Here is a 23,445-nt window from a genome sequence, read left to right as displayed (position 1 = left end):
TCCGTCGTGCGTACCGTACAAGCGGGCGTGACGGCCAGCACACCGGTTTGGGATAGGGAACTGATGTTCACTACTATCCGGCGATGATCATAAGAAGAAGGCTGACGGTCGGGGTGGGCATTCTGCTCGCCACCCTGACCGCCGGGCTCGGCTCGGCCCTCCCCGCCGCAGCCGATGAACCGCCCACCACAGCGTCCCCCAAGGTCGAGCTGGTGCTCGATGTCAGCGGCTCCATGCGGACCCGAGACATCGACGGCCAGTCCCGGATGACCGCGGCGAAGCAGGCGTTCAACGAGGTCCTGGACGCGGTGCCCGAGCAGGTGCAGCTCGGCATCCGCACCCTCGGCGCCGACTACCCGGGCGACGACCGGAAGGTCGGCTGCAAGGACACCAAGCAGCTCTACCCGGTCGGCCCGCTCGACCGCACCGAGGCCAAGACCGCGGTCGCCACCCTTGCCCCCACCGGCTGGACCCCGATCGGACCCGCCCTGCTGGGCGCCGCCGACGATCTGGAGGGCGGCGACTCCACCCGCCGGATCGTGCTGATCAGCGACGGCGAGGACACCTGCGGCCCGCTCGACCCGTGCGAAGTGGCCCGCGACATCGCCGCGCGCGGCATCCACCTGGTCATCGACACCCTCGGCCTGGTGCCGAACGAGAAGATCCGCAAGCAGCTGACCTGCATCGCTGAGGCCACCGGCGGCACCTACACCGCCGTGCAACACGCCGATGAACTCTCCGGGCGCGTAAAGCAGTTGGTCGACCGAGCGGCAGAGCCCGTCGTCACCCCGGTGGCGACCAAGGGCGCGGACAGCTGCACCGACGCCCCCCAGCTCAAGGCCGGCCTCTACACCGACCGCGAGACGTTCGGCGAGCACCGCTGGTACCGGGTGGACGTGCTGCCCGGCCAGGAGCTGCGCGCCTCGGTCAGTGTCTTCGCGGACCGCGCCGTCAACAACGACTACGGGATGCTGCTGCGAGCGGTGACCGTGCACGGCCGGGAGATCGTCAGGGGTTCCGAGTCCGGCACCGGGCGCACCGACGCCATCTCGTCCGGACTGCGCTACCCGAAGGCCGAACTGGACACGGACGACGAGCAGACCCCGGAGACCGTGTGCCTCCAGGTCAGCAACTCCTTCTCGGCCCCCGCCTCGGTGAAGACCTCTCCCGGTATGCCGGTCGAGCTGACCGTCGACCTGGTGGACGGCCCCGACAACGCGGCGGACGTCGCCGCGTTCGGCCTCGGCCGCGGCTGGTGGCTGCTCGGCGTCCTCGTCCTCACCGGACTGGTCGCGGGCCTGCTGACCGGCTGGATCTCGCGCTGGCGCATCGCCGTATGGAGGACCAACCGATGATCCGTACGACACGTGTACTCGCGGGCGCCCTGCTGACCGGCCTCGCCCTGCTGACCGGTGCGGGAGCCGCCGTCGCGGACGACCCGTCGGCGAGCCCGAGCCCCAGCGCCTCCGGCGACGGCTCAGGCCCCACGGAGGCGGGCACCGCCTTCCGTACCGCCACCGCGATCCAGCAGAACCAGATCGCCACCGCCGGGGGCTCCACGGGCGACTACCTGTACTGGGTGTTCCCGGCCGACGCGGGCCAGCGGGCCACCGTCAAGGCGAAGGTCACCCTGCCCGAGACCGCCACCCGGCACGGCGCCTCGACCTGGCAGGTCGACGTGTACGACGGGCTGCGCCGCCGCCAGGCCTGCATGTACGGCAAGCAGACCGGCACGGCCGCGGCCGACGCCGCGACGGTCGAGCTCACCTGTGTCCTGCGCACCGTCAGGGCCTGGTCCGAGCCGTGGGCCAACGACCCGCTGCCCGGCAGCTACTACGTCCGCCTCACGGTCCTCGATCTGCCCTCGGCGGATCTCGGTCTGCCGGTGCGGACCGAGGTCGAGGTCACGTCGGCCGAGAAGGGCGGTGCCGTGGACGTCGGCGGCACGCTCGCCAAGCCGCTGGTGCCCGGTGTTTCCTCCGTGGAGCAGGCCGCCGACGGTTCGTCGGCCGCCCCGGTCCCGCTCGCCGGTGAACCCGACGACGGCTGGGCCTCCGGCTGGTGGACCGACCGCTGGCTGTGGACCGTCGGCGGCGGGGTGCTGGGCGCGCTCGCGGCCGTCTTCGGCTACTCGCTGACCCGCGGCCGCGGCCGCCCCTCCCGGGTCCCGCCGGGCTTCTGAGGACGGGTCGTCAGCCGGACCGGGCACCCGGCCCGGCTGACGGCGCGGATTACGGCAGCTCGGGCGGAGTCGGGGAAGCGGGGGACACCCGGGTCCGGTGCATCACATGGCGGAGTCCGCCGAGGAGATGGGCGCGGAAGACCGGGTCCGTGTAGGCCTGCGGGGCGTGTCCGAGCGCGGTGTAGAAGACCCGGGCCCCGTCGTGTTCACGGGTCCAGACCAGGGGGTGGTCGACTCCTGTGCCGCCCTCGTACGAGGACGCGTCGGCGGAGGCGAGCACTCGCACCCGGCCGCGCGGGTCGTCCCGGAAGTCGTACCACTCGTCGGCGAGGTCCCAGGTGTCGCCCAGGTGGGCGGTGGCCGGGTGGTCGTGGTCCTCGATGACGAGGGTGCCCGGCTGGAACGCGGGGTGCCGGTCGAACCGGGCGCCCAGCAGCTCTCCGTAGAACGGCCAGTCGTACTCGGTGCAGGCCGCCGCGTGGACTCCCATGAAGCCGCCGCCCGCCGTGCAGTACGCCCGGAGGCCGGTGCGTCCGGCGGGTGTGAGGACCTCCCCGCTGGTGGAGAGGAAGACCACGGCCGCGTAGTCGTGCAGCCCGTCCTCGAACACCGCGGGGTCCTCCGTCGCGTCGACCGCGAAGCCGTGCTCCGCACCGAGTGCGCGGAACGCGGCGATGCCGTCGGGGATCGAGTCGTGCCGGTAGTCCGTGGTGCGGGTGAAGACGAGGGTCCGGGGAGAGATGTGCGGCGGCATCGGTTGCTCCGGGTGCGCTGGGGTGGGCCGGGGTGGGCCCCGGGTGGACGGGCGGGGGCAGGGCTGATGCCGCCGCCCCCGCCCGTGGCCGACTGTCCGGTCAGGAAGCGCGGTCGGCGCTGAACGGGCCGCCGGGGGCGAAGGCGAGCGCGGCGAAGCGGTCGCCCATGCGGCGGTGGGTGGCGGCGTCCGGGTGGATCCGGTCCGGCAGCGGCAGTTCGGCGCAGTCCTGCTCGCCGTAAAGGCTGCGGCCGTCGAGGTAGTACAGGTTCGGGTCGTCGGCCGAGCGCTGCTCGACGAGGCCGCTCAGGGCGTCCCGGATGACGTTGAGCGTCAGCTTTCCGCCGGCCCGTTCCGCGGGGTCGCCCGCGGCCTTGAACTGGAGCCTTCCCTCGCCGAGGTTGCTGAAGTCCGGGGCGCTCGGGCCCGGGGTGTCCTCGTGAATGGGGCACAGGACGGACGAGACGACCAGGAGCGGTGTGGTGGGGTGGCCCTCGCGGATGGTGTCGAGGAATCCGTGCACCGCGGGGGTGAAGGCCCGCAGACGCATCAGGTCGGTGTTGACGAGGTTGATGCCGATCTTGACGCTGATCAGGTCCGCGGAGGTGTCGCGCATCGCACGGGCGGTGAACGGGTCGAGCAGCGCGCTGCCGCCCAGGCCCAGATTGATCAGTTCCACGCCGCCGAGTGAGGCGGCGAGTGCGGGCCAGGTCGTGGTGGGGCTCGCGGCGTCGGAGCCGTGGCTGATCGAACTGCCGTGGTGCAGCCACACCTTGCGGCCCCGGTCCGGTGCGGGCTCGACGGGGGCGTCGGTGCGCAGGGCGACGAGTTCGGTCGTCTCGTTGTACGGCAGCCAGATCTCGACGTCCTTGACGCCTTCGGGCAGTCCGGGGAACCGTACGGTGCCGACCGGGCCGGGGCGGGTCTCCGCGGACCCGGTGGTCATGTCGACCATGAGGACGTTGCCGCCGGTCACGCTCCGCTGCCCCGCGAGGCGGCCGTCGACAAGCAGGTCGTACACGCCGTCGGGACGGGGCGGGGCGCCCTGGTAGGCCGTCTTGGTACGGAGTGCGTCCAGCTCGATCGCGGTGGCTCCGGTACGGAACACCAGCCGTACACCGGAGGGCTGGGCCTCCGCCATGGCCAGTTGTCCGTCGGCGCACTGCGCGCGGGCCCGGGCGGGCAGCCGGTGCGGGCGCACCCCGTGCTCGGTGCGCTCCAGGTCCAGCGCGCCGCGCAGGAGGCCGGCGGTGATCGGTGTGGTGATCCAGTTGGGCTCGGTGTGCATGTCTCTACCTGTTGTTCAGAACGTCGAAGTGTTCGGTCTCACCGGGGCGGTAGTCACCGGAGACGGCAGCTACCGCCGGCCGGTGCGGAACGCCGGTGCGGAACCGCCTGTCAGGGCGCGGGCCAGTTCCGCAGCAGGGCGTCGAGGGCGTCCAGCACCCGTGTCCAGCTCTCCTGCGAGTCGGGGGCGCTGTGGCTGAACCCACCCTGCAACTCCAGGCTGACGTAGCCGTGGAAGACACTGCCCAGCAGCCGGACGGCGTGCGTCTGATCGGGCTCGGTCAGGTCGTAGCCACGCAGGATGGCCCGTGTCATCTGCGAGTGCCTGCCACCGGCGCTCGCGGCCGCCGCCTCCGGGTCGAGCCTCAGCTGGGCCGCGGCGTAACGGCCGGGATGCTCCCGGGCGTAGTCGCGGTAGACGTCCGCGAAGGCCCTGAGTGCGTCCTTGCCCGCCCGCCCGGCCAGTGCGGCTGCGCCCCTGTCTGCGAGCTCCTCCAGGGCGAGGAGGGCGATTCTGGTCTTGAGGTCATGGGAATTCCTCAGATGCGAGTAGAGGCTCGCGACCTTGACGTCGAACCGCCGGGCGAGCGCCGAGACGGTCACCTGATCGAAGCCGACCTCGTCGGCCAGCTCCGCTCCGGCCTGGGTCAGGCGTTCCGCGGTCAGCCCTGCACGCACCATGATCTTCCCTTCGTCAACCGTCACCCATTATGCAGATGCCTAATACCTATAGGCAAATGGGTGCATCGCCTCGAAGGCCCCTCGCAGACGATCGAGCCGGTGCCCATGGTCGAACCGGAGGTGGATCCGGGCACGGTCGGCCCCGGCCGACCGGACGCGCTGGGCGAAACCGGGCGGGGGCGACCGTGGGCTCCGGCCCGATCGGTCACCCCCGCCCCGCGCGTCTCGGGCGAACCCATGTGCCTCAGGTGAAGGCGCATGTCTCAGGCGAAGGCGCCCCGCACCGTCACCGTGCCCGTCCCCTCCCCCGTGGCTCCGGTCTCCTCGGCGACCACGCGGAAGGGCCGGTCCGTGCCCCGGGCGGTGACGCTCAGGACGTCCCCGTCCCGTACGGCCCGGAACGTGGCGGCGGTCGCGCCCGTCAGGTCCGGCACCGTGACCAGCGTCTCGTCCGGCACCGTGACCGGAGTCCCGGCGGGGGTGGACGCCGGGCCGAAGACCCGCAGGGTGAGCCCGTCCAGCCAGTCGCTGTCCGGGCGCTGGTCGTCGGCGCCCCAGGGGAGCACCGCACCGGGCCGCACCAGGATCGGCAGGCTGTCGAAGCCGTGGGTCTCGTGGCGCCAGACCGGTCCGGTGATCGTCTCGCCGGTCAGCAGTGACGTCCAGGTGCCCTCGGGGACGTAGTACTCGACCTGTCCGTCCTCCGTGAAGACCGGCGCGACCAGCAGATCCGGTCCGAGCATGTACTGGCGGTCCAGCATCCGGGCCGTCGGGTCCCCCGGGAACTCCAGCAGCATGGGACGCATCATCGGGACGCCCGTCCGGTGGGCGGTGGCCGCGGCCCCGTACAGGTACGGCATCAGGTGGTGCTTGAGCAGGGTGAACTTCCGGGTGACGTCCACCGCCTCCTCGCCGAACGCCCACGGCACCCGGTACGACACGTTGCCGTGCAGTCTGCTGTGCGAGGACATCAGGCCGAAGGCGAGCCAGCGCTTGAAGACCGCCGGGTCGGGGGTGCCCTCGAAGCCGCCGATGTCATGGCTCCAGAAGCCGAAGCCGGACAGCGACAGGGACAGTCCGCCGCGCAGCGACTCGGCCATCGCGGTGAACGAGGCGAAGCAGTCACCGCCCCAGTGCACCGGGAACTGCTGGCCGCCCGCCGTCGCCGAGCGGGCGAACAGCACCGCCTCGCCGTGGCCGCGTTCCTTCTCCAGGAGTTCGAAGACCGTGCGGTTGTAGATCTGTGCGTAGTAGTTGTGCATCCGCTCCGGGTCGGAGCCGTCGTGCCACACCACGTCGGTGGGCACACGCTCGCCGAAGTCCGTCTTGAAGCAGTCGACGCCCTGGTCGAGCAGGACCTGGAGCTTGCTGTTGTACCAGTCGCGGGCCGCCGGGTTGGTGAAGTCGACCAGAGCCATGCCGGGCTGCCACAGGTCCCACTGCCAGATGTCGCCGCCCGGCCGGCACACCAGGTAGCCGTGCTCCGCGCCCTCGGCGAACAGCGAGGACTTCTGGGCGATGTACGGGTTGATCCACATGCTGATCCGCAGGCCGCGCTCCTTGAGCCGGGCCAGCATGCCCTCCGGATCGGGGAAGACGTCCGGGTCCCACAGGAAGTCCGACCACTGGTACTCGCGCATCCAGAAGCAGTCGAAGTGGAAGACGGAGAGCGGGATCTCGCGACTCGCCATGCCGTCGACGAACGAGGTGACGGTCTCCTCGTCGTACGAGGTGCAGAACGACGTGGTCAGCCAGAGGCCGAAGGACCAGGCCGGCGGCAGCGCGGGGCGGCCGGTGAGCGCGGTGTAGCGGGCCAGCACCTCCTTGGGGGTCGGGCCGGCGACGATGTAGTACTCCAGCGACTGGTCCTCGACGCTGAACTGCACCTGGCCGACCGACTCCGAGCCGATCTCGAAGGAGACCCTTCCGGGGTGGTTGACGAAGACGCCGTAGCCGCGGGACGAGAGGTAGAACGGGATGTTCTTGTAGGCCAGTTCGCTGCTCGTGCCGCCGTCGGCCTGCCAGATGTCGATGCTCTGGCCGTTCTTCACGTACGGGGTGAAGCGTTCGCCGAGACCGTAGACGTTCTCACCGATGTCCAGGGCGAGCCGGCCGATCATGTGGTGGCTGCCGTCCGGGGCGGTCGCGAAGGCGGTGCCCTTGGCGTCGACGCCGGTGAGACGGCGGCCGTCGGCGTCGAGGAAGGTGAGGCCCCACGGCCCGTCGCCGTCCATGCGCAGGGTGAGCGGTCCGCTGGTCAGTTCGGTGACCGCGCCGTCCCGTCGGGTCCGGGCCCCGGCGGCTTCCGGGTCCAGGCCCGGGAGGGCGAAGTCGGGTCCGCGGTTCACCGTCCCGGCGTGGTGGGTGGCGCGCACGCCGATGATTCCCTCGGCCGGGGAGAAGCATTCCACGGTGATCAGCGGGGTGTTGAGGGTGTCACCGCGTTCGGCGACGCGCTTGACCGCCGCGTAGGCGGTGAACCGGTCTGCCTTGACGAGCAGATCGCGGATCTCGGTCGCGTAGCAGGCGCGTACGCCCTCACGCATGAGCCAGAAGCCGTCGGTGAACTTCATGAGGACTCCTTGCCGGGGGCAACTGTCGGGAGGGGGAAGGGGTTTGACGGGTCGGTCCGGTTCATTCACTGTCCCCGGTGAAGGTGATCCGGGCGAGGCGTACGGTGCCCTCCAGGGTGACGCGCAGGTCGCGGACGCCCGAGGCGGAGATGCCGGCAGCCCGGGTGCGGTAGTCGTACGGTCCGTCGGTGGCGGGCACGGGGACGAGAGCCGTGGCGCCGTCCACGGTGATCCGTACGGCCCCCTCCCCCGACGCCGATACCGCGACGCCTCGCACTCCGGCTCCGAAGTCGCAGCGCTGGTAGAGGAGTTCGTTGTTCTCGGCGACGGCGGTCACCGCGTCGCCGTCCGTCTTGGTCCGGTCGGTGATCTCGGTGGCCAGTTGCTCGTCGTAGTCGGCCCCCTCCAGACCGCGCGCCAGGACCGGCCGGGGGCCGGCCGGTTCGCCGCCCATGGTGACGACGGCGACGCTCCGGATGTCCGTACTGGAGGCACCGGCCTGGATCTCGTACGCGCCGGGGTCGACGGTCCAGCGGCCGTGCGCCACGTCCCAGTGGCCCAGCTCGGCGACCGGGACCGTGAAGTCGGCGCGCTCCCCGGCGCCGGGGGCCAGGTGCAGCCGGCGATGGGCGGCCAGCTGGCGCAGCGGCCGCACGACGGACGGCGCCACCGCCCGTACGTACAGCTGGGCGACCTCGTCGGCGGCGACGGCCCCGGTGTTGGTGACGGTCAGCGACACGCGCAGCAGCTCGCCCTCGCGCTCGGCGGTCAGCGAACTGTAGGTGAAGTCGCTGTACGAGAGGCCGTGCCCGAACGGGTAGAGGGGTGTGCCCTCGTAGTAGAGGTAGGTCTGACGGGAGCCGATGATGTCGTAGTCCAGCAGGCCGGGCAGTTCGGCGTCGGAGGCGTACCAGGTCTGTGGCAGCCGGCCGGCCGGGGAGACGTCGCCCGCGAGCACCCGGGCGAGCGCCGTTCCGGCGGCCTGGCCGCCGTGCGCGGTCCACAGGAGGGCGGGGAGTGCGGCCGCCGCGTCGGTGAGGGCGTACGGGTAGGCGGAGGTGACCGCCAGAACCGTGCGCGGGTTGGCGGCGTGGGCGGCGCGCCAGAGGCGTTCCTGCTGGGCGGGCAGGTCGAGGGTGGTGCGGTCCTCGGTCTCACGCCCGTTGATGTGGGGGTCGTTGCCGGCCACGACGATCACGGTGTCGGCCGCGGCGGCGGCGCGCGCCACGGCGTTCTCGCCGCGTTCGGTCACCTCGGTCTCGAAGACCGTTCCGAGGGCGTTCGCGGGTTTGGAGGCCTCTGCGCCGGTGGCGGAAGCCGCTTCACCCGATCCGGAAAGTTCTTCGCCGGGGGCGGCAACCTTTACGCCGTCGGCGGCGACAGAGACATACCTACCCGTTCCGATGTGCAGAAGGCGGTGACCGCCCGCATGACCCTCCACCGCCTCCAGGCGGAACGTCTCCTGGACGATCCAGCCGCCTGGCTCGTCCGCGGAGGCGCGCACATAGCCGTCCTCGGCCACCGACAGATAGCGGCCGTCCGGTTCCCGCAGGGTGATCACGCCGTTGCCCCAGTCCACGAGCGCCAGCTCGGACGGGGTGTCGCCGCAGGTCAGCGGGGGCAGGTCGGTGCGGCCCGCGATGAGCGCCGGGTCGAGGGCGCCCTCCGCGCCGCGTACCGGGTCCTGGCCGGTGCCGGCGGCCGGCACCTGGAGCCAGCCGTCGGCGCACTTCAGCCGGACCAGGTCGGCGCCCTCCGCGAAGACGATGTGCTCGGCGCCGAAGCGTTCCCGGAGGCCGTCGAGGGGAGTGGAGCGGTGGATCAGGGTGCCGCTGTACCAGTCGAGCTTGCAGGCGTCCGCGAGCAGCCCGACGACCGCGACGGTCTTCCCGGCGGCGGGGTCCAGCGGCAGCAGCCCGTCGTTCTTGAGCAGGACGACGGCCTGCTCTGCGGCCTCCTGGGCGAGTGCCCGGTGGTCCGCGGTGTCGAAGTCGGCGGTGTTCGCGTACGGGTCGAGGCCGGGGTCGAACTCGCCGAGCGAGAAACGCAGTTCGAGGAGCCTGCGGGCGGCGGTGTCGATGTCGTGCTCGTCGAGCAGTCCGCGTTCCAGGGCGCCTCGGATGCGGCCGGTCATGACCGCGGAGTCCTGGCCGTGGTCGGTGAAGCTGTCGACACCGGCCCGCAGGGAGGCGGCCGTTGCCTCCTCGTGGGTGTCGAAGTAGTGCTCGGAGTCGACGAGGTTGGACGGCGCGCCCGCGTCGGAGCAGACCACCAGCGACCGGTCGGCCCAGCTGCGCAACTGCTGGGACAGGAGCGGCGACACATGGTTGGGCCGCCCGTTGACCAGGTTGTACGCGGGCATGACGCCGGCCACCGCGCCTGCGCGGACGGCGTCACGGAAGGCCTTGAGGTCGTACTCGTGCAGGACCCGCGGGCGGACCGAGGAGGAGGCGGTGTCGCGGTCGGTCTCGTTGTTGTGGGCGAGCCAGTGCTTGAGGACCGGGGCGGTCCGCCAGTAGTGCGGATGGTCGCCGCGCAGTCCCCGGGTGTACGCGACCGCGATGGCGGAGGTGAGAGCGGCGTCCTCGGAGTACCCCTCCTCGCCGCGTCCCCACAGCGGGTTGCGCAGCAGGTTCACTGTCGGGGCCCAGACGTTGAGCCCGACCCGGTCGTCCTCGGCCCGCTTGGCGCGGACCTCGTTGCCGACCGCCTCGCCGACCCGGCGGACCAGTTCGTCGTTCCAGGTGGCACCGAGCCCGACGGCCTGCGGGAAGACCGTCGCCGGTCCCATCCAGGCAACGCCGTGCAGGGCCTCCTGACCGGTCCTGAAGGCATCGAGCCCGAGCCGGTCGACCGCCGGCGCGAACTGGTGCAGCATCGCGATCCGCTCGTCGAGCGTGAGCCGCTGAAGCAGATCGTCGATGCGCCTGGCGAAGGGCAGCCGCGGGTCGCGGAAGGGCTGCGGTTGTTCCGTCACGTGCGGGTCCCCTTGGAGAGGTGGGAGGTTGTCGGTGCGTGGGCCTCGTGCGGGCCCCCGAGGAGCCCCAGAAGATCTTTCGAAGCGCTTCGATGCTCCGTGGCCGACCCCGCCAGTGTCAAGACCTCGCCCTCGAGCTCCATGCACGACAGCTCCAGTTGAGCCAGGAAACGGTTCGGAAACAGGTCGGAGGAATCTGGAAACGGAGTCTTGTGCGGCCGGAACCCTTCACTTAACCTCGCAGCAACATCGAAGCGCTTCGACAGAGCTTCGACCGGGCGCCCGGCGCCCTTGATCTCCCGGGACGGTGACAGCTTCTGCCGCCTCCCTGTTGAACCGCTTCACCTGCGGCCGGCCACACCGGCTCAGTCAGCAACGCTCCGCCTCAGACACAGGAACCGAACGGCGGTCACCCGCCACGTGTCGTCCTGGTGCGCCTCGAAGGGTTGACGCAATGACGCCGAATTCCTCCCCCTCCTCCACGGCTCCGAGCCGGAGAAGCTTCCTCGCCACCGGCGCGGTGGCCGCTGTCGCCGTGGCCGGCGGGGTTCCGCTGCTCGCCGCGTGCGGCGGATCAGGTTCCGGTTCCGGGACCAAGGAGGGCACGACGACGGGCAAGGCGCTCAAGAAGGTCGTGCCGACGTACTCCCAGCTGAACCTGGTCGAGCCGGATGTCCCGGGCGCCAACGGTTCGAGCCCCGGCTTCACCAAGCTGCCGGACCCGCTGGTCGCCTCGGTGAAGTCGGTCCCGGGCAAGGGCTCGAAGTTCCGCGTCATGACTCCGCTGTGGGGCACCGTCCCGAAGAAGGACAACGCGTACTACGCGGCGGTGAACAAGGCCGTCGGCGCCACCCTGAACTTCGACCCGCAGGACGGCAACACCTACCAGGACAAGATCGGCGCGGTGCTCGCCGGCTCGGACATCCCCGATGTCATGACGATCCCCGGCTGGAACATGCAGGGGCAGATCCGCAACGCGATCTCCGCCAAGTTCGCCGATCTGAGCCCCTACCTGGCGGGCGACGCGGTCAAGAAGTACCCGAACCTGGCGAACATCCCGACGGGCGCCTGGCAGTACTCCGTCTTCGGCGGCAAGCTGCGCGGGCTTCCCATGCCGACGCCGGTCATCGGCAACGCGATCTTCTACCGCAAGGACCTGATCGGCTCGGGCGCGGTCCCGGCGAGCGCGGACGACCTGCTGGCGTTCGGCAAGGAGTACACCGCCCCCAGAAAGAAGGTCTGGGCCTTCGACGACCTCTGGACCTGCATCCAGAAGATCTACGGTCTGCTGCCCGACGCGCCGCACTACTGGCAGCTGGAGAACGGCAAGCTGGTCCACAAGATCGAGACGAAGGAGTACCGCGAGGCGCTCGCCTTCGCCCGCAAGCTCCACGACGGCGGATACGTCCACCCGGACGCCGAGGCCAACAAGGACGCCGACTCCAAGATCCGCTTCACCAGCGGACACGTCGTGATGTACAACGACGGCACCGGCGGCTGGAAGGGCATGGTCACCGAGCAGGCGACCGCCAACGCCAAGTTCGACATGCAGGCGCTCGACTTCTTCAGCCACGACGGCGGCAAGCCGGTGCTGTGGCAGGACGACCCGGCGGGCATCTTCACCTTCCTCAGCAAGAAGCTCTCCAAGGCGCAGATCGAGGAGTTCCTCGCGATAGCCGACTACGCGGCCGCGCCGTACGGCACCGAGGAGTTCATGCTCACCAACTACGGCGTGAAGGGCACCCACTACACGCTCAAGGACGGGGCCCCCACCTACACTCCGCAGGGTGTCGAGGAGGCCCAGCCCTCCACCTTCCTGTTCCTCGCCTCGCCCCCGACCTCCATCGCCTACCCGGACCAGCCGCAGCTGGCGAAGGACTACGCGGGCTGGATGGCGCGCCAGGCCCCGAACATCAAGAAGCCCCTCTTCTTCGGCATGCAGGTCGTCGAACCGCAGCGGTACGCCTCCCTGTACACACCGTTCGACGACCTGCAGAAGGACATCCGCCGCGGCCGCAAGAAGGTCAGCGACATCGACGAAGCGGTGAACACCTGGAAGAAGAGCGGCGGCGAGAAGCTGCGCGCCTGGTACCAGGACATCCTCGACAAGAACGGCTCCGGCAACTGACGCGTACGACGCGCACCGACCGTACGCAGCACAGCACGAGGGCCGCCGGGCGCACGAAGCCCGGCGGCCGGGGCCAAGAGCACGAATGGGGAGCACACGGTGAAGCCACGGGCCACGGTCGCGACCGACCCGGACCGCACCCACGACGGGGCCAGCGCCCCCGCCGGTGGCAGCGGGAGCGGTGACGGCCAGGACAGCAGCGGCGGACGTACGGGCAGGTCCCGGGCGATCGGCATCCGCCGCAGCCGTACGGCGAGGAGCGGACCGGCGAAGAACGGGCTTGCCGGCTCCGGACCGCGGACGGGTGGCATCACCTGGCGCCAACGCCTGCGGCGCGACCGCACCCTGGTACTGATGACCCTGCCGGCCATCGCCCTGCTGCTGCTGTTCAACTACATCCCGCTGCTCGGGAACATCGTGGCCTTCCAGGACTACGACGTCTACGACCTGGGCATCACCGGCAGCCCCTTCGTCGGCTTCGACAACTTCACCCGGATCTTCGAGGACTACCGCTTCTGGGAAGTCCTCGTCAACACCCTGGTCATCTTCGTCACCCAGCTCGTCCTCTTCTTCCCCATCCCGATCGCGATCGCGCTGCTGCTCAACACGATCATGAGCGCACGGGTGCGGGCCTGGGTCCAGGCGGTCGTCTACCTGCCGCACTTCTTCTCCTGGGTGCTGGTCGTCACCGTCTTCCAGCAGATGTTCGGCGGCGCCGGCCTGGTCGCCCAGTGGCTGCGCGACCACGGTCACGAGGGCTTCGACCTGATGACCAACCCGGGCTTCTTCAAGTTCCTGGTCTCCGCCCAGGCCGTATGGAAGGACGCGGGCTGGGGCGTGATCGTCTTCCTCGCCGCGCTCGCCGCCGTCAACACCGACCTCTACGAGGCAGCCGCCGTGGACGGCGCGGGCCGCTGGCACCGCATGTGGCACGTCACGCTGCCCGCGCTGCGCCCGGTCATCGCACTGCTGCTCGTCCTGCGGGTGGGCAGCGCGCTCAACCTCGACTTCGAGCAGATTCTGCTCCAGCGCGACCAGGTCGGTGCCGGAGCTTCGGAAATCCTCGACACCTACATCTGGTGGACGGGCATCAAGACCGGCGACTTCGGCTACGCGGCCGCCGCCGGGATCTTCAAGGGGCTGTTCAGCGTCGCCATGGTGCTGGGCGCCAACAAGGTCGCCCACATGCTGGGTGAGCAGGGGGTGTACTCCAAGAAATGACAACGCTCCTGGAACATGAGAGGGATCCGGCCGGACCCGCGCCCCGCACGGAGACGCCGCTCCAGCGCGCCCTGCGCATGGAACCCCGCCCCGTGTGGGAGGAGGAGCCCACCAAGGCGGGTCTCGCCTTCAAGGGCGTCGGTCTCGTCGCGATCTGCGCGATCGTGATCGTCCCGATCTGGGTGGTGCTCGTCACCAGCCTCTCCGACACCAAGACGATCAACAAGGCCGGCGGACTGGTCGTCTGGCCCGAGCACATCACCTTCATCGCCTACAAGGAACTGCTCAGCGGGGGCGCGGTGACCCGCGCGGCCGCCGTGAGCGTGGGCCTCACCGTCGTCGGCACGGTGGTCAGCATGGTGGTCTCGATCCTGTGCGCGTACGGGCTGAGCCGCCGCGATTCGTACGCCCACCGTCCACTGCTGATGACCCTGATGGCGACGATGTTCTTCGGCGCCGGTCTCATCCCCACGTATCTGCTGGTCACGGGCATCGGGCTGAGTGACAGCTACTGGTCGATGATCCTGCCCAGCGCGATCAGCGTCTTCAACGTGCTCGTCCTGCGCGGCTTCTTCATGGACACCGCGCCCGAACTCATCGACGCGGCCCGGATCGACGGCGCCGGCGAGTGGCGGATCCTGCTCCAGATCATCATGCCGCTGTCGCGTGCGGTGATCGCCGTGATCTCGCTGTTCTACGCGGTCGGCTACTGGAGCCAGTGGTTCAACGCGATGCTCTACATCCAGGACAGCGACAAGTACCCGCTGCAGATGATCCTTCGCCAGCTGGTCCTCCAGCACCAGGTACCTCCGGGCGCCATGGGCGCGGCGGTCAGCAGCGGGGCGATCAACAGCCTCGCCGTGCAGATGGCGGTCATGATCCTCGCGCTGATCCCGGTCGCGGTGCTGTCCCCGTTCGTCCAGAAGCACTTCCAGAAGGGCATGCTCACCGGCGCCGTGAAGGGCTGATCCCCCGGCACCGGCCCCGCCCGGCCTCCCTCCCCTCCCCCGTCCGGAAGGTGTTCGCCATGCGCGCTTCGTCCGCGCCCACGCCCAGCCGCCGTACCGTGCTCGCCGGAGCGGCCGTCGCCGCGGCGGCCACGGCCCTGCCGGTCGCGGCCCCCGCCGCTGCCGCCCCGACGCACCGGCACGACGAGAGGCACCAGCCGCACCGCTGGCGGACCGCCGCGATCGGCGGCACCGGATTCGTCACCGGGCTGCTGTTCCACCCGGCCGTGAAGGGGCTGGCGTACGCCCGTACCGACATCGGCGGCGCCTACCGTTGGGACGCGGCGAAGGCCCGCTGGACCGCGCTCACCGACCACATCGGCTGGGACGACTGGAACCTGCTCGGCGTCGAGGCCCTGGCCGTCGACCCGGCGCACCCGGACCGCCTCTACCTGGCCTGCGGTACGTATGCCCAGGACTGGGCGAGTCCCGGCGCCGTGCTCCGGTCCGAGGACCGGGGCGCGACCTGGAAGCGGGCCGACCTGACCGTGCGGCTCGGTGCCAACGAGGACGGGCGGGGCGCCGGTGAGCGGTTGCTGGTGGACCCGCGGGACAGCGGGACGCTGTGGCTCGGCACCCGGCACGACGGACTGCTGCGCTCCACCGACCGGGGTGCCACCTGGGCCCCCGCCGCCTTCCCGGCCACGCCGTCGGCGGGCGGCCAGGGCGTCGTGTTCCTCGCCGCCGCGGGCCGGACGGTGTACGCGGGCTGGGGTGACGGCCCCACCTCGCTCTACCGCACGGACGCGTCCGGCGGCTGGGAGGCGGTGCCGGGCGGGCCGTCGGGGAGCGCGGCGACGAAGGTGCCGGTCCGGGCCGCGTACGACGCCCGCGGCCGGGCGCTGTACGTCACCTACGCGGACGCCCCGGGCCCCAACGGCCAGTCGGACGGCGCGGTGCACCGGCTGGACACGGTGACCGGCACCTGGAGCGAGGTCACTCCGGTGAAGCCGGACGCCGCGGCCGGGGACGGCTTCGGCTACGGCGGTGTCGCGGTCGACGCACGCCGCGCCGGCACCCTCGTCGTCACCACGAACAACCGCTGGTCGCAGGTCGACACCGTGTTCCGTTCCACCGACGGCGGCGCCTCCTGGACCTCACTCAAGGACGCCGCGGTCCTCGACGTCTCGGAGACGCCGTATCTGCGCTGGGGCGAGGCGAAGGCCAAGTTCGGCTGGTGGATCCAGTCCGTCGCGGTCGATCCCTTCGACTCGAAGCACATCGTGTTCGGGACCGGCGCGACGGTCTTCGGGACCCGCGACCTCGTCCACTGGGCACCAGAGGTCCGCGGTCTCGAGGAGTCGGCGGTGAGATTCCTCATCGCCCCGCCCGGGACGGGCGCCAGGCTCCTCAGCGGGCTGGGCGACATCGGGGTGATGTACCACGACTCGCTCACCGCCTCCCCGTCCCGCGGCATGGCGTCGAACCCGGTCTTCGGCACGGCCACCGGTCTCGCCCTGGCCGCGCGTCGGCCCTCGTACGTCGTGCGGACGGGCTGGCCGTCCGGATCGAACGCCGCCGGAGCCTTCTCGTACGACGGCGGCAGGAGCTGGCAGCCGTTCGCCGCCCAGCCGGAGATCGCGGCCTCCGCCCCGGGCCCCGTCGCGGTCTCGGCGGACGGGGCGACGCTGCTCTGGTCCTTCATCCACTGGGACGGCACGAAGTATCCGGCCCACCGCTCCACGGACGGCGGTGCGACCTGGACCGAGGTCGCGACCTTCCCCAAGGGCGGTACTCCGGTCGCCGATCCGCTCGACCCGCGGCGCTTCTACGTCTACGACACCGACACCGGAGCGGTCTTCCGTTCCCGGGACGCGGGGGCGACGTTCACCCGGGGCGCGACCGGACTCCCCTCCGGCGACGTGCAGTTCAAGGTGGCGGCCGCCCCGGACCGCAGCGGTGATCTGTGGCTGTCCGCGAAGGACAACGGCCTGTTCCGCTCGACGGACGGCGGCGTGACGTTCGCGGCGGTGGCCGGCTGCCAGGCCTCGCACGCCCTGGGCTTCGGCAGAGCCGCACCGGTGAGAAACCGCGAACGGCCCGGCGCCGGCTACCCGGCCGTCTTCCAGACCGGCAGGGTCTCCGCGACGTTCGACGGTGTGGCGGTGCTGCGCTCGGACGACGCGGGCGCCACCTGGGTCCGGATCAACGACGACACCCACCAGTGGGGCTGGACCGGCGAAGTGATCACCGGTGACCCCCGCGTCCACGGCCGGATCCACCTGGGCACCAACGGCCGCGGCATCCAGTACGCAGAACCCGAATAGGACCGGTCGGTCCAAGGAACGAGAGACGCCATGCCGTCCCTGCGCGACGCGGCCCGTGGCCGCATCCTCTTCGGAGGCGACTACAACCCCGAGCAGTGGCCCGAGGAGGTGTGGGAGGACGACGCCCGGCTGATGAAGGAGGCCGGGGTCAACTCCGTCACCCTCGGCGTCTTCTCCTGGGCGAAAATCGAACCACGCCCTGGTGCACGGGAGTTCGGCTGGCTGGACCGGCTGATGGACCTGATGCACGCGAACGGCATCGGCGTCGTACTCGCCACCCCGACCGCCTCCCCGCCGCCCTGGATGGGGGCACGGCATCCCGAGACCCTGCCGCGTACGGAGGACGGTTCGATCGTCTGGTACGGGTCGCGCCAGCAGTTCTGCGCGAGCTCCCCGGTCTACCGGCGCTATGCCGCCGCCCTCACCGAGGACCTCGCGGCGCGGTACGCGAACCACCCGGCGCTCACCGTGTGGCACATCAACAACGAGTACTGCACCCACTGCTGGTGCGACGAGACTGCCGCCCACTTCCGCCGCTGGCTGCGCAGCCGGTACGGCACCGCGGACGCACTCAACGAAGCCTGGGGCACGGCGTTCTGGAGCCAGCGCTACGACTCCTGGACGGAGATCCTGCCGCCGCGCAAAGCGCAGTACATGAAGAACCCGGCGCAGGTGCTGGACTTCAAGCGGTTCACCTCCGACGCGTTGATGGAGTGCTACGTCGCCGAGCGCGACATCGTCGCCCGGCACACCCCGCACATCCCGGTGACGACCAACTTCATGCCCCTGTGGTCGGGGCAGGACGCCTGGGCGTGGTCGGCCCAGGAGGACATCGTCTCCGTCGACATCTATCCGGACCCCCGGGACCCGCGGGGCGGTCAGTACAACGCGATGCTCGCCGACATGACGCGTTCGCAGGCCGCCGGGCCGTGGATGCTGATGGAGCAGGCGGCGGGCCCGGTCAACTGGCGGGGCGTCAACCATCCCAAGCCCGATGGGCTGAACCGGCTCTGGTCGCTCCAGGCGGTCGCGCGGGGTGCGGACGCCGTCTGCTACTTCCAGTGGCGCCAGTCCCGGCAGGGCTCGGAGAAGTTCCACTCCGGGATGCTCACCCACGCCGGCGAACAGGGGCGCACCTTCCGCGAGATCAAGCGCCTCGGGGCGGAACTGGCGTTGATCGGCCCGGCCGTCGGCGGCAGCGACGTACCCGCCGAGGTGGCGATCCTGCACGACTGGGACTCCTGGTGGGCGGGCACGCAGGAGGGCAGGCCGTCCTCGCTGCTGGACTACACCGAGGTGGTGCAGAGCTGGCACCGGGCCCTGTGGGAGAACGGTGTCATCACGGAGTTCGCCCGGCCCGACGCCGATCTGAGCCGGTTCAAGACGGTGGCCGTACCGCACCTGTATCTGCTGACGGACGCCGCGATCGACAACCTCGTGGCGTATGTGCGCGGCGGCGGGAGGCTGGTCTGCGGCTTCTTCAGCGGGGTCGCGGACGTGGACGACCGGATCAGGCCGGGCGGCATGGACGTGCGGCTGCGTGAGCTGTTCGGCATCCGGACCCTGCACGAGTGGTGGCCGCTGGACGCGGGCTCGGCCGTGCAGTGCGACGGCTTCCGGGGCGGGCTCTGGTCCGAGGAACTGGAGGTGGCGGCGGGCACCGAGGTGGTGGCCGCCTATCGCGACGGCGAACTGGCCGGGCTGCCCGCGGTGCTGCGCAGGGGCCGGGCCTGGTACCTGTCGACGCTGCCCGAACCCGAGGCACTGCGCGCGCTGCTCGGCGGGGTGGTGCGGGAGGCCGGTGTGGAGCCGGTGCTGGCGGGGCTGCCCGACGGTGTGGAGGCGGTCCGCCGCGGCGAGCTGCTCTTCCTGCTCAACCACGGGCGGACCGCGGTCACCGTGGCCGTGCCCGGCGACCGGGAGGACGTGCTGACCGGGAAGCCGGTGCAGGGACCCGTGGAGCTGGGCCGCCACGGCGTGGCCGTACTGCGAAGCGCCGCGCCGTGACGGGCCGCGCGCGGATCGACGGCACCTGGGAGCCGCGCCCCGCCGCCCGCTGGGAGGACGCCTTCCTCGGCGGCAACGGCCGGCACGGCGCCATGGTGTACGGGGATCCGGTCGACGACCGGGTCATCGTCAACCACCACACCCTGGTCCGGCCCAACGGCAGCGAGCACACCCGTCCGCCCGAGCTCGCGGACCGGCTGGACCGGCTGCGGGACTCCCTGCTGGCCGGGGACACCACGGCCGCCGAACGGTTCGGGGCGGGGCGGCCGTTGGCCTGGGTGCAGCCCTTCCATCCGGCGTTCCAGACCCGGATCCGCCCCACCCCCGCCTCGGTACCCGCCCCCGGCTCCGGCTCGCCCCTCTCCGGCTACCGGCGTTCGGTCGACTTCGCCACGGGTGAGATCCGGGCCGTCAGCGAGGGCCGGCGCAGCAAGGTGTTCGTCTCCCGCGCGGACGACGTGATCGTCCAGTCCGTGACCGGACCCGGGCTCGCGGTGGACCTGACCCTGGACCACGCCCTGCCCGGAGCGCCACCGCGGCTGGCCATCGGGCGCAGCACCGTGCTGACCCCGGGCGGCGGCCGGCTGGCGCTGCGGGTGGGCTACCCGGACAGTGAACTCGCTTACACCGGGGTGACCGTCGTCCGGGCGGACGGCGGCAGGGTGTCGGTGTCCGGTGAGGGCATCCGGGTCGAGGGGGCCCGGAGTCTGCTGCTGCTCACCCGGGTGCGGCGCCATGCGGGCGACCTCGACCTCGCGGCGGAGTGCGCCGCGCTGCCGTGCGACGACTACCCGGCGCTGCTCGCCCGGCACCTTGCGCGGCACCGGTCGGCCTTCGAGCGGGCCTCCCTGACGCTGGATGCCGATCCGGCCGAACGCGCGCTTCCAGGCAGCGAGTTGCTCAGGCTCACCGGCAGTCCCGCGCTGCTGGAGCGGCTGTTCGCGGCCGGGCGGTACCACCTGCTCTCGTCGTCCGGTGTGCTGCCGCCCCGGCTGACGGGGCTGTGGACGGGCGACTGGGACACCGCCTGGTCGGGGGCGTTCACCACCAACGCCAATCTCAACCTCCAGATCGCCTCGGCGGCGGCCGCTGCGCTGCCGGAGGTGTCCCTGGCCCATGCCGCCCTGGTGTACGGCCAGCTCGGCGACTGGCGGGACAACGCGCGGGCGATCTTCGGGGCGCGGGGGATCGTCGCCCCGTCCCACACCGACGGCGAGTCCGGCCACACCCGTCACTTCCAGCGCGCGTATCCGCTGCATCTGTGGACGGCCGGTGCGGACTGGCTCCTGGAGCCGCTGCTCGAACACGCCGAGACCAGCGGGGTGACGGACCCGCGGCTGATCGGCGCGCTGCATGAGGCCGCCCTGTTCTACGAGGACTTCCTGACCCGGACCGCGGCGGACGGAACGGTCGCCGTCGTGCCCTCGTACTCGCCGGAGAACCGGCCCGCCAACGCGAGCTGGGGCACGGTCAACGCGACGATGGACCTCGCGGCGGCCCGTCACGCGCTGACCGCGTCGGCCGACCTCTCCCCCACCGACCCGGCTTCCGCCCGCCGGCGCGCACTGGCGGGCCGGCTCACGGACTTCTTCGTCAACGGGGACGGCGCGCTCGCCGAATGGGCGTGGCCGGGCCTGGAGGAGAGCTACGACCACCGCCATCTCAGCCATCTCTACCCGGTGTGGCCGCTGGACGCGATCAACCCGTACGACACCCCGGAACTGTCGGCCGCCGCGCATCGCGCGCTGGAGCTGCGTGGTTCGGAGAACGACTCCGCCCATGGCCATCTGCACCACGCGCTGATCGCCGCACGGCTGCGGGACGGTGGGCGGGCCTCCGCGGCGCTGGGTTCCGTGCTGGCGGGCGACTTCTTCCACGACTCCCTGATGAGCGCGCACTATCCGTCCCGCAACGTCTACAACGCGGACGCCGCCCATGCGCTGCCCGCGGCGGTGATCGAGTCGCTCGTCCAGTCGACTCCGCACCGGCTGGTCCTGCTGCCCGCAGCGCTCTCCGGCTGTCCGAGCGGTGAACTGCGCGGCATACGGACCAGGTTCGGCGCGGGTCTGGATCTGCGCTGGTTCGCCGACGGCACCGCGACCGCGGTCCTGCACCCCACCCGTGACGCCCGTGTCGATGTCCGCACGGGAGAGGGCAGCGCCCTCACCGATTCCTCCGCCGGAAGCATCGCGGCTCCGCTGGAGCTGACGGCCGGCGTGGACCGCGTCCTCGACCTGAGGCGGCGGTAGCACTCCCCCCACCCATCCCCCCACCATGGAAGGGACAACCATGGCAACACGCACCCGCACGCTCAGCCGGTTCGTACTGGCCCCGGCAACCGCAGTGGCCGCTCTGATCGGCTTCGCCGCCGCCCCCGCCCAGGCCGCGATCTGGTCCTCGTCGGACCAGTGGGGCAACTACACCACCTCCGACGGCTACACCCTGTACAACAACATCTGGGGTTCCGGCGCGGGTTCGCAGTCGATCTGGGCCAACTCGTCCGGCAACTGGGGCGTCTGGGCCAACCACCCGAACACCGGCGGCATCAAGTCGTACCCCAACGCCAAGAAGGTCGTCGGCAAGTCCATCACCTCGCTGTCGTCGCTCACCAGCAACTACAACGTCACCGTCCCGTCGTCCGGCGCCTACAACACCTCGTACGACATCTGGGACACCGACTACGACTACGAGGTCATGCTCTGGGTCAACCACAACGGTGCCGTGGGTCCGCTCGGCACGTCACAGGGCACGGTGACGCTCGGCGGTCACTCCTGGACCGTCTACAAGGGTAACAACGGGGCCAACCAGGTCTTCTCGTTCCTGCGCACCTCGGACTCCACCTCGGGTTCGGTGAACATCCTGCCCATCCTGAAGTGGATCAAGGACACCAAGGGCTGGTGGGGCAACGAGACCATCGGTGACGTCCAGTTCGGCTACGAGATCACCTCGTCGCCGGGCGGCCTGGACTTCAGGACGAACGGGTTCGGTGTCTCCGCCAAGTGAGCGGTACGCACAGGGAGCCGGCCCCCGCGAGGGGGCCGGCTCGTGCGCATGCTGCCGCCCGCTGTCACCTCGGGGCGGGTCCGGTGCTCTCCCGTACCGTCAACTCCGGCGCCAGCAGTTCCACTTCGTCCGTTCCGCTGCCGGAGAGCTTGGCGACGACCTGCTCGACCGAGCGGCGTCCCATCTCGTGCGCGGGAATGGCCACCGAGGTCAGCCGCACCGATGCCTGGGCGGCCACCTGCTCGGGGCAGATCGCGACCACCGACACGTCCTCGGGCACGGCCCGGCCCTGCTGACGCAGGAGATTGAGCAGCGGCTCCACCGCCGACTCGTTCTGCACGATGAACCCGGTGGTGCCGGGGCGCTCGTCGAATATCCGCGACAGGGTCTGGGCCATCGCCGGATAGCCGCCCTCACAGGGCCGGTGCAGGACCCGCACCCCGGTCTCCCGCGCCTTGGCCCGCACTCCGTCGACGGTCCGCTCGGCGAATCCGGTGTGCCGCTCGTACACCGCGGCCGCTTCGCCGATCACCGCGACCTCGCGGTGCCCGAGGCCGGCGAGGTGTTCCACACAGAGCGCCCCGGTCGCCTCGAAGTCCAGGTCCACACAGGTGAGTCCGTCGGTGGCGGCGGGCAGTCCGATGAGTACGGCCGCGCGGTCGGTCTCACGGAGCAGCGGCAGCCGTTCGTCGTGCAGTTCGACGTCCATCAGGATCATGGCGTCGGCGAGCGAACTGCCGGCGATCCGGCGCACCGCGGCGGGGCCCTCCTCACCGGTCAGCAGCAGGACGTCGTATCCGTGGGTGCGGGCCGTGGTGGCGACCGCGATGGCGATCTCCATCATCACGGGGACATACATGTCGGTGCGCAGGGGCACCATGAGCGCGATGATGTTCGACCGGCTGCTGGCGAGCGCCCGCGCGCCCGCGTTCGGGTGGTAGCCGAGCTGCTTGATGCTCTCTTCCACCCGCTCCCGGGTGGGTACCGAGATGGACCGCTTCCCGCTGAGGACGTAGCTCACCGTGCTCGCGGAGACTCCGGCGTGCTGTGCGACCTCGGCAAGGGTGACCATTCAGCTCTCCATCACAGGACGACGTCGGGCGCCGGCGCGCATACCGGCCTGCACCGGCAGCTTCGGTCAGATGTGGCGAAGCGCTTCGACTTCCTGTCATCTGCCTGTGACATGCGCGGACGGTGCGAGCCTAGACCCGCACACGCAGCGTGTCCATACTTCAGTCGAAGCGCTTCGACTCACTCTTACGGGCAACCGCCCACTGCCGCGGCCGCCCGTACGGCCACCTCCACGATATGCCGGACAGCCGGCTCGGGACATCAGTGGGACCGGTGCGTTCGCGGCT

At 71.0% G+C, this 23,445-nt stretch carries 15 protein-coding genes; 9 read left to right on the top strand and 6 right to left on the bottom strand.

Translation table 11 applies throughout. The features are described from left to right. The first annotated feature begins 83 nt into the window (after window positions 1–83). Together FHX80_RS27490 and FHX80_RS27485 are read left to right on the top strand one after the other, a co-directional pair. Entirely contained in the window at window positions 84–1,355 is a 1,272-nt protein-coding gene (locus FHX80_RS27490) for a VWA domain-containing protein (RefSeq protein WP_167523667.1), read from the top strand. Then, window positions 1,352–2,182 carry a hypothetical protein gene (locus FHX80_RS27485; protein WP_145766649.1) on the top strand — a complete coding sequence of 277 codons (831 nt, stop codon included), beginning with the start codon at window positions 1,352–1,354 and terminating at the stop codon, window positions 2,180–2,182. Before FHX80_RS27490 ends, FHX80_RS27485 begins: the two co-directional genes overlap by 4 nt. Before the next feature lie 49 nt (window positions 2,183–2,231). On the opposite strand, the gene FHX80_RS27480 is transcribed toward FHX80_RS27485, so the two are convergent. From FHX80_RS27480 to FHX80_RS27460, 5 genes are all read right to left on the bottom strand, one after another. Then, a complete protein-coding gene (locus FHX80_RS27480) occupies window positions 2,232–2,936 on the bottom strand; it encodes a ThuA domain-containing protein (RefSeq protein WP_145766648.1) in 705 nt (234 codons plus the stop codon). 100 nt (window positions 2,937–3,036) lie between these two features. Continuing rightward, entirely contained in the window at window positions 3,037–4,224 is a 1,188-nt protein-coding gene (locus FHX80_RS27475; RefSeq protein ID WP_145766647.1) for an SGNH/GDSL hydrolase family protein, read from the bottom strand. Window positions 4,225–4,334: 110 nt separating this feature from the next. Continuing rightward, on the bottom strand, window positions 4,335–4,904 hold the full coding sequence (locus FHX80_RS27470; protein WP_145766646.1) for a TetR/AcrR family transcriptional regulator: 570 nt from the start codon (window positions 4,902–4,904) through the stop codon (window positions 4,335–4,337). A 263-nt stretch (window positions 4,905–5,167) separates the two neighbouring features. Next, on the bottom strand, window positions 5,168–7,477 hold the full coding sequence (yicI, locus tag FHX80_RS27465) for an alpha-xylosidase (protein ID WP_145766645.1): 2,310 nt from the start codon (window positions 7,475–7,477) through the stop codon (window positions 5,168–5,170). 61 nt (window positions 7,478–7,538) lie between these two features. Continuing rightward, window positions 7,539–10,454, bottom strand: a complete 2,916-nt coding sequence (locus tag FHX80_RS27460; RefSeq protein WP_145766644.1) for a glycoside hydrolase family 3 C-terminal domain-containing protein — start codon at window positions 10,452–10,454, stop codon at window positions 7,539–7,541. A gap of 520 nt (window positions 10,455–10,974) precedes the next feature. Between FHX80_RS27460 and FHX80_RS27455 the strand changes: the two genes are divergently transcribed. From FHX80_RS27455 to FHX80_RS27425, 7 genes are all read left to right on the top strand, one after another. Beyond that, complete coding sequence (locus tag FHX80_RS27455; RefSeq protein WP_145767530.1) at window positions 10,975–12,582, top strand: extracellular solute-binding protein; 1,608 nt, start codon at window positions 10,975–10,977, stop codon at window positions 12,580–12,582. A gap of 99 nt (window positions 12,583–12,681) precedes the next feature. Next, entirely contained in the window at window positions 12,682–13,803 is a 1,122-nt protein-coding gene (locus FHX80_RS27450) for an ABC transporter permease (RefSeq protein WP_145766643.1), read from the top strand. Next, window positions 13,800–14,771, top strand: a complete 972-nt coding sequence (locus FHX80_RS27445; RefSeq protein ID WP_145766642.1) for a carbohydrate ABC transporter permease — start codon at window positions 13,800–13,802, stop codon at window positions 14,769–14,771. Before FHX80_RS27450 ends, FHX80_RS27445 begins: the two co-directional genes overlap by 4 nt. A 59-nt stretch (window positions 14,772–14,830) precedes the next feature. After that, window positions 14,831–17,077 (top strand): WD40/YVTN/BNR-like repeat-containing protein, encoded by a 2,247-nt coding sequence (locus tag FHX80_RS27440; protein ID WP_145766641.1) that lies wholly within the window; start codon window positions 14,831–14,833, stop codon window positions 17,075–17,077. A 30-nt stretch (window positions 17,078–17,107) separates the two neighbouring features. Next, the gene (locus FHX80_RS27435; RefSeq protein WP_145766640.1) at window positions 17,108–19,084 is read left to right on the top strand and encodes a beta-galactosidase; all 1,977 of its coding nucleotides are present in this window, start codon (window positions 17,108–17,110) and stop codon (window positions 19,082–19,084) included. Then, a complete protein-coding gene (locus tag FHX80_RS27430; protein ID WP_145766639.1) occupies window positions 19,081–21,333 on the top strand; it encodes a glycosyl hydrolase family 95 catalytic domain-containing protein in 2,253 nt (750 codons plus the stop codon). Before FHX80_RS27435 ends, FHX80_RS27430 begins: the two co-directional genes overlap by 4 nt. A gap of 40 nt (window positions 21,334–21,373) precedes the next feature. Then, window positions 21,374–22,087 carry a GH12 family glycosyl hydrolase domain-containing protein gene (locus tag FHX80_RS27425; protein ID WP_145766638.1) on the top strand — a complete coding sequence of 238 codons (714 nt, stop codon included), beginning with the start codon at window positions 21,374–21,376 and terminating at the stop codon, window positions 22,085–22,087. Between the two features lie 64 nt (window positions 22,088–22,151). Here the strand turns inward: FHX80_RS27425 and FHX80_RS27420 are convergent, their stop codons facing one another. After that, a complete protein-coding gene (locus FHX80_RS27420) occupies window positions 22,152–23,159 on the bottom strand; it encodes a LacI family DNA-binding transcriptional regulator (RefSeq protein ID WP_145766637.1) in 1,008 nt (335 codons plus the stop codon). Window positions 23,160–23,445: the final 286 nt, after the last annotated feature.

The sequence above is a fragment of the Streptomyces brevispora genome, assembly GCF_007829885.1.
Lineage (GTDB): Bacteria > Actinomycetota > Actinomycetes > Streptomycetales > Streptomycetaceae > Streptomyces > Streptomyces brevispora.
This window is presented reverse-complemented; position numbering and strand designations above follow the sequence as displayed.

Bases quoted from the DNA above. Each gene is read 5' to 3' on its own strand.
- FHX80_RS27490 (WP_167523667.1), top strand. From the start codon at position 84: ATGATCATAAGAAGAAGGCTGACGGTCGGGGTGGGCATTCTGCTCGCC.
- FHX80_RS27445 (WP_145766642.1), top strand. From the start codon at position 13,800: ATGACAACGCTCCTGGAACATGAGAGGGATCCGGCCGGACCCGCGCCC.
- FHX80_RS27475 (WP_145766647.1), bottom strand. From the start codon at position 4,224: ATGCACACCGAGCCCAACTGGATCACCACACCGATCACCGCCGGCCTC.
- FHX80_RS27440 (WP_145766641.1), top strand. From the start codon at position 14,831: ATGCGCGCTTCGTCCGCGCCCACGCCCAGCCGCCGTACCGTGCTCGCC.
- FHX80_RS27470 (WP_145766646.1), bottom strand. From the start codon at position 4,904: ATGGTGCGTGCAGGGCTGACCGCGGAACGCCTGACCCAGGCCGGAGCG.
- FHX80_RS27480 (WP_145766648.1), bottom strand. From the start codon at position 2,936: ATGCCGCCGCACATCTCTCCCCGGACCCTCGTCTTCACCCGCACCACG.
- yicI (WP_145766645.1), bottom strand. From the start codon at position 7,477: ATGAAGTTCACCGACGGCTTCTGGCTCATGCGTGAGGGCGTACGCGCC.
- FHX80_RS27435 (WP_145766640.1), top strand. From the start codon at position 17,108: ATGCCGTCCCTGCGCGACGCGGCCCGTGGCCGCATCCTCTTCGGAGGC.
- FHX80_RS27485 (WP_145766649.1), top strand. From the start codon at position 1,352: ATGATCCGTACGACACGTGTACTCGCGGGCGCCCTGCTGACCGGCCTC.
- FHX80_RS27420 (WP_145766637.1), bottom strand. From the start codon at position 23,159: ATGGTCACCCTTGCCGAGGTCGCACAGCACGCCGGAGTCTCCGCGAGC.
- FHX80_RS27425 (WP_145766638.1), top strand. From the start codon at position 21,374: ATGGCAACACGCACCCGCACGCTCAGCCGGTTCGTACTGGCCCCGGCA.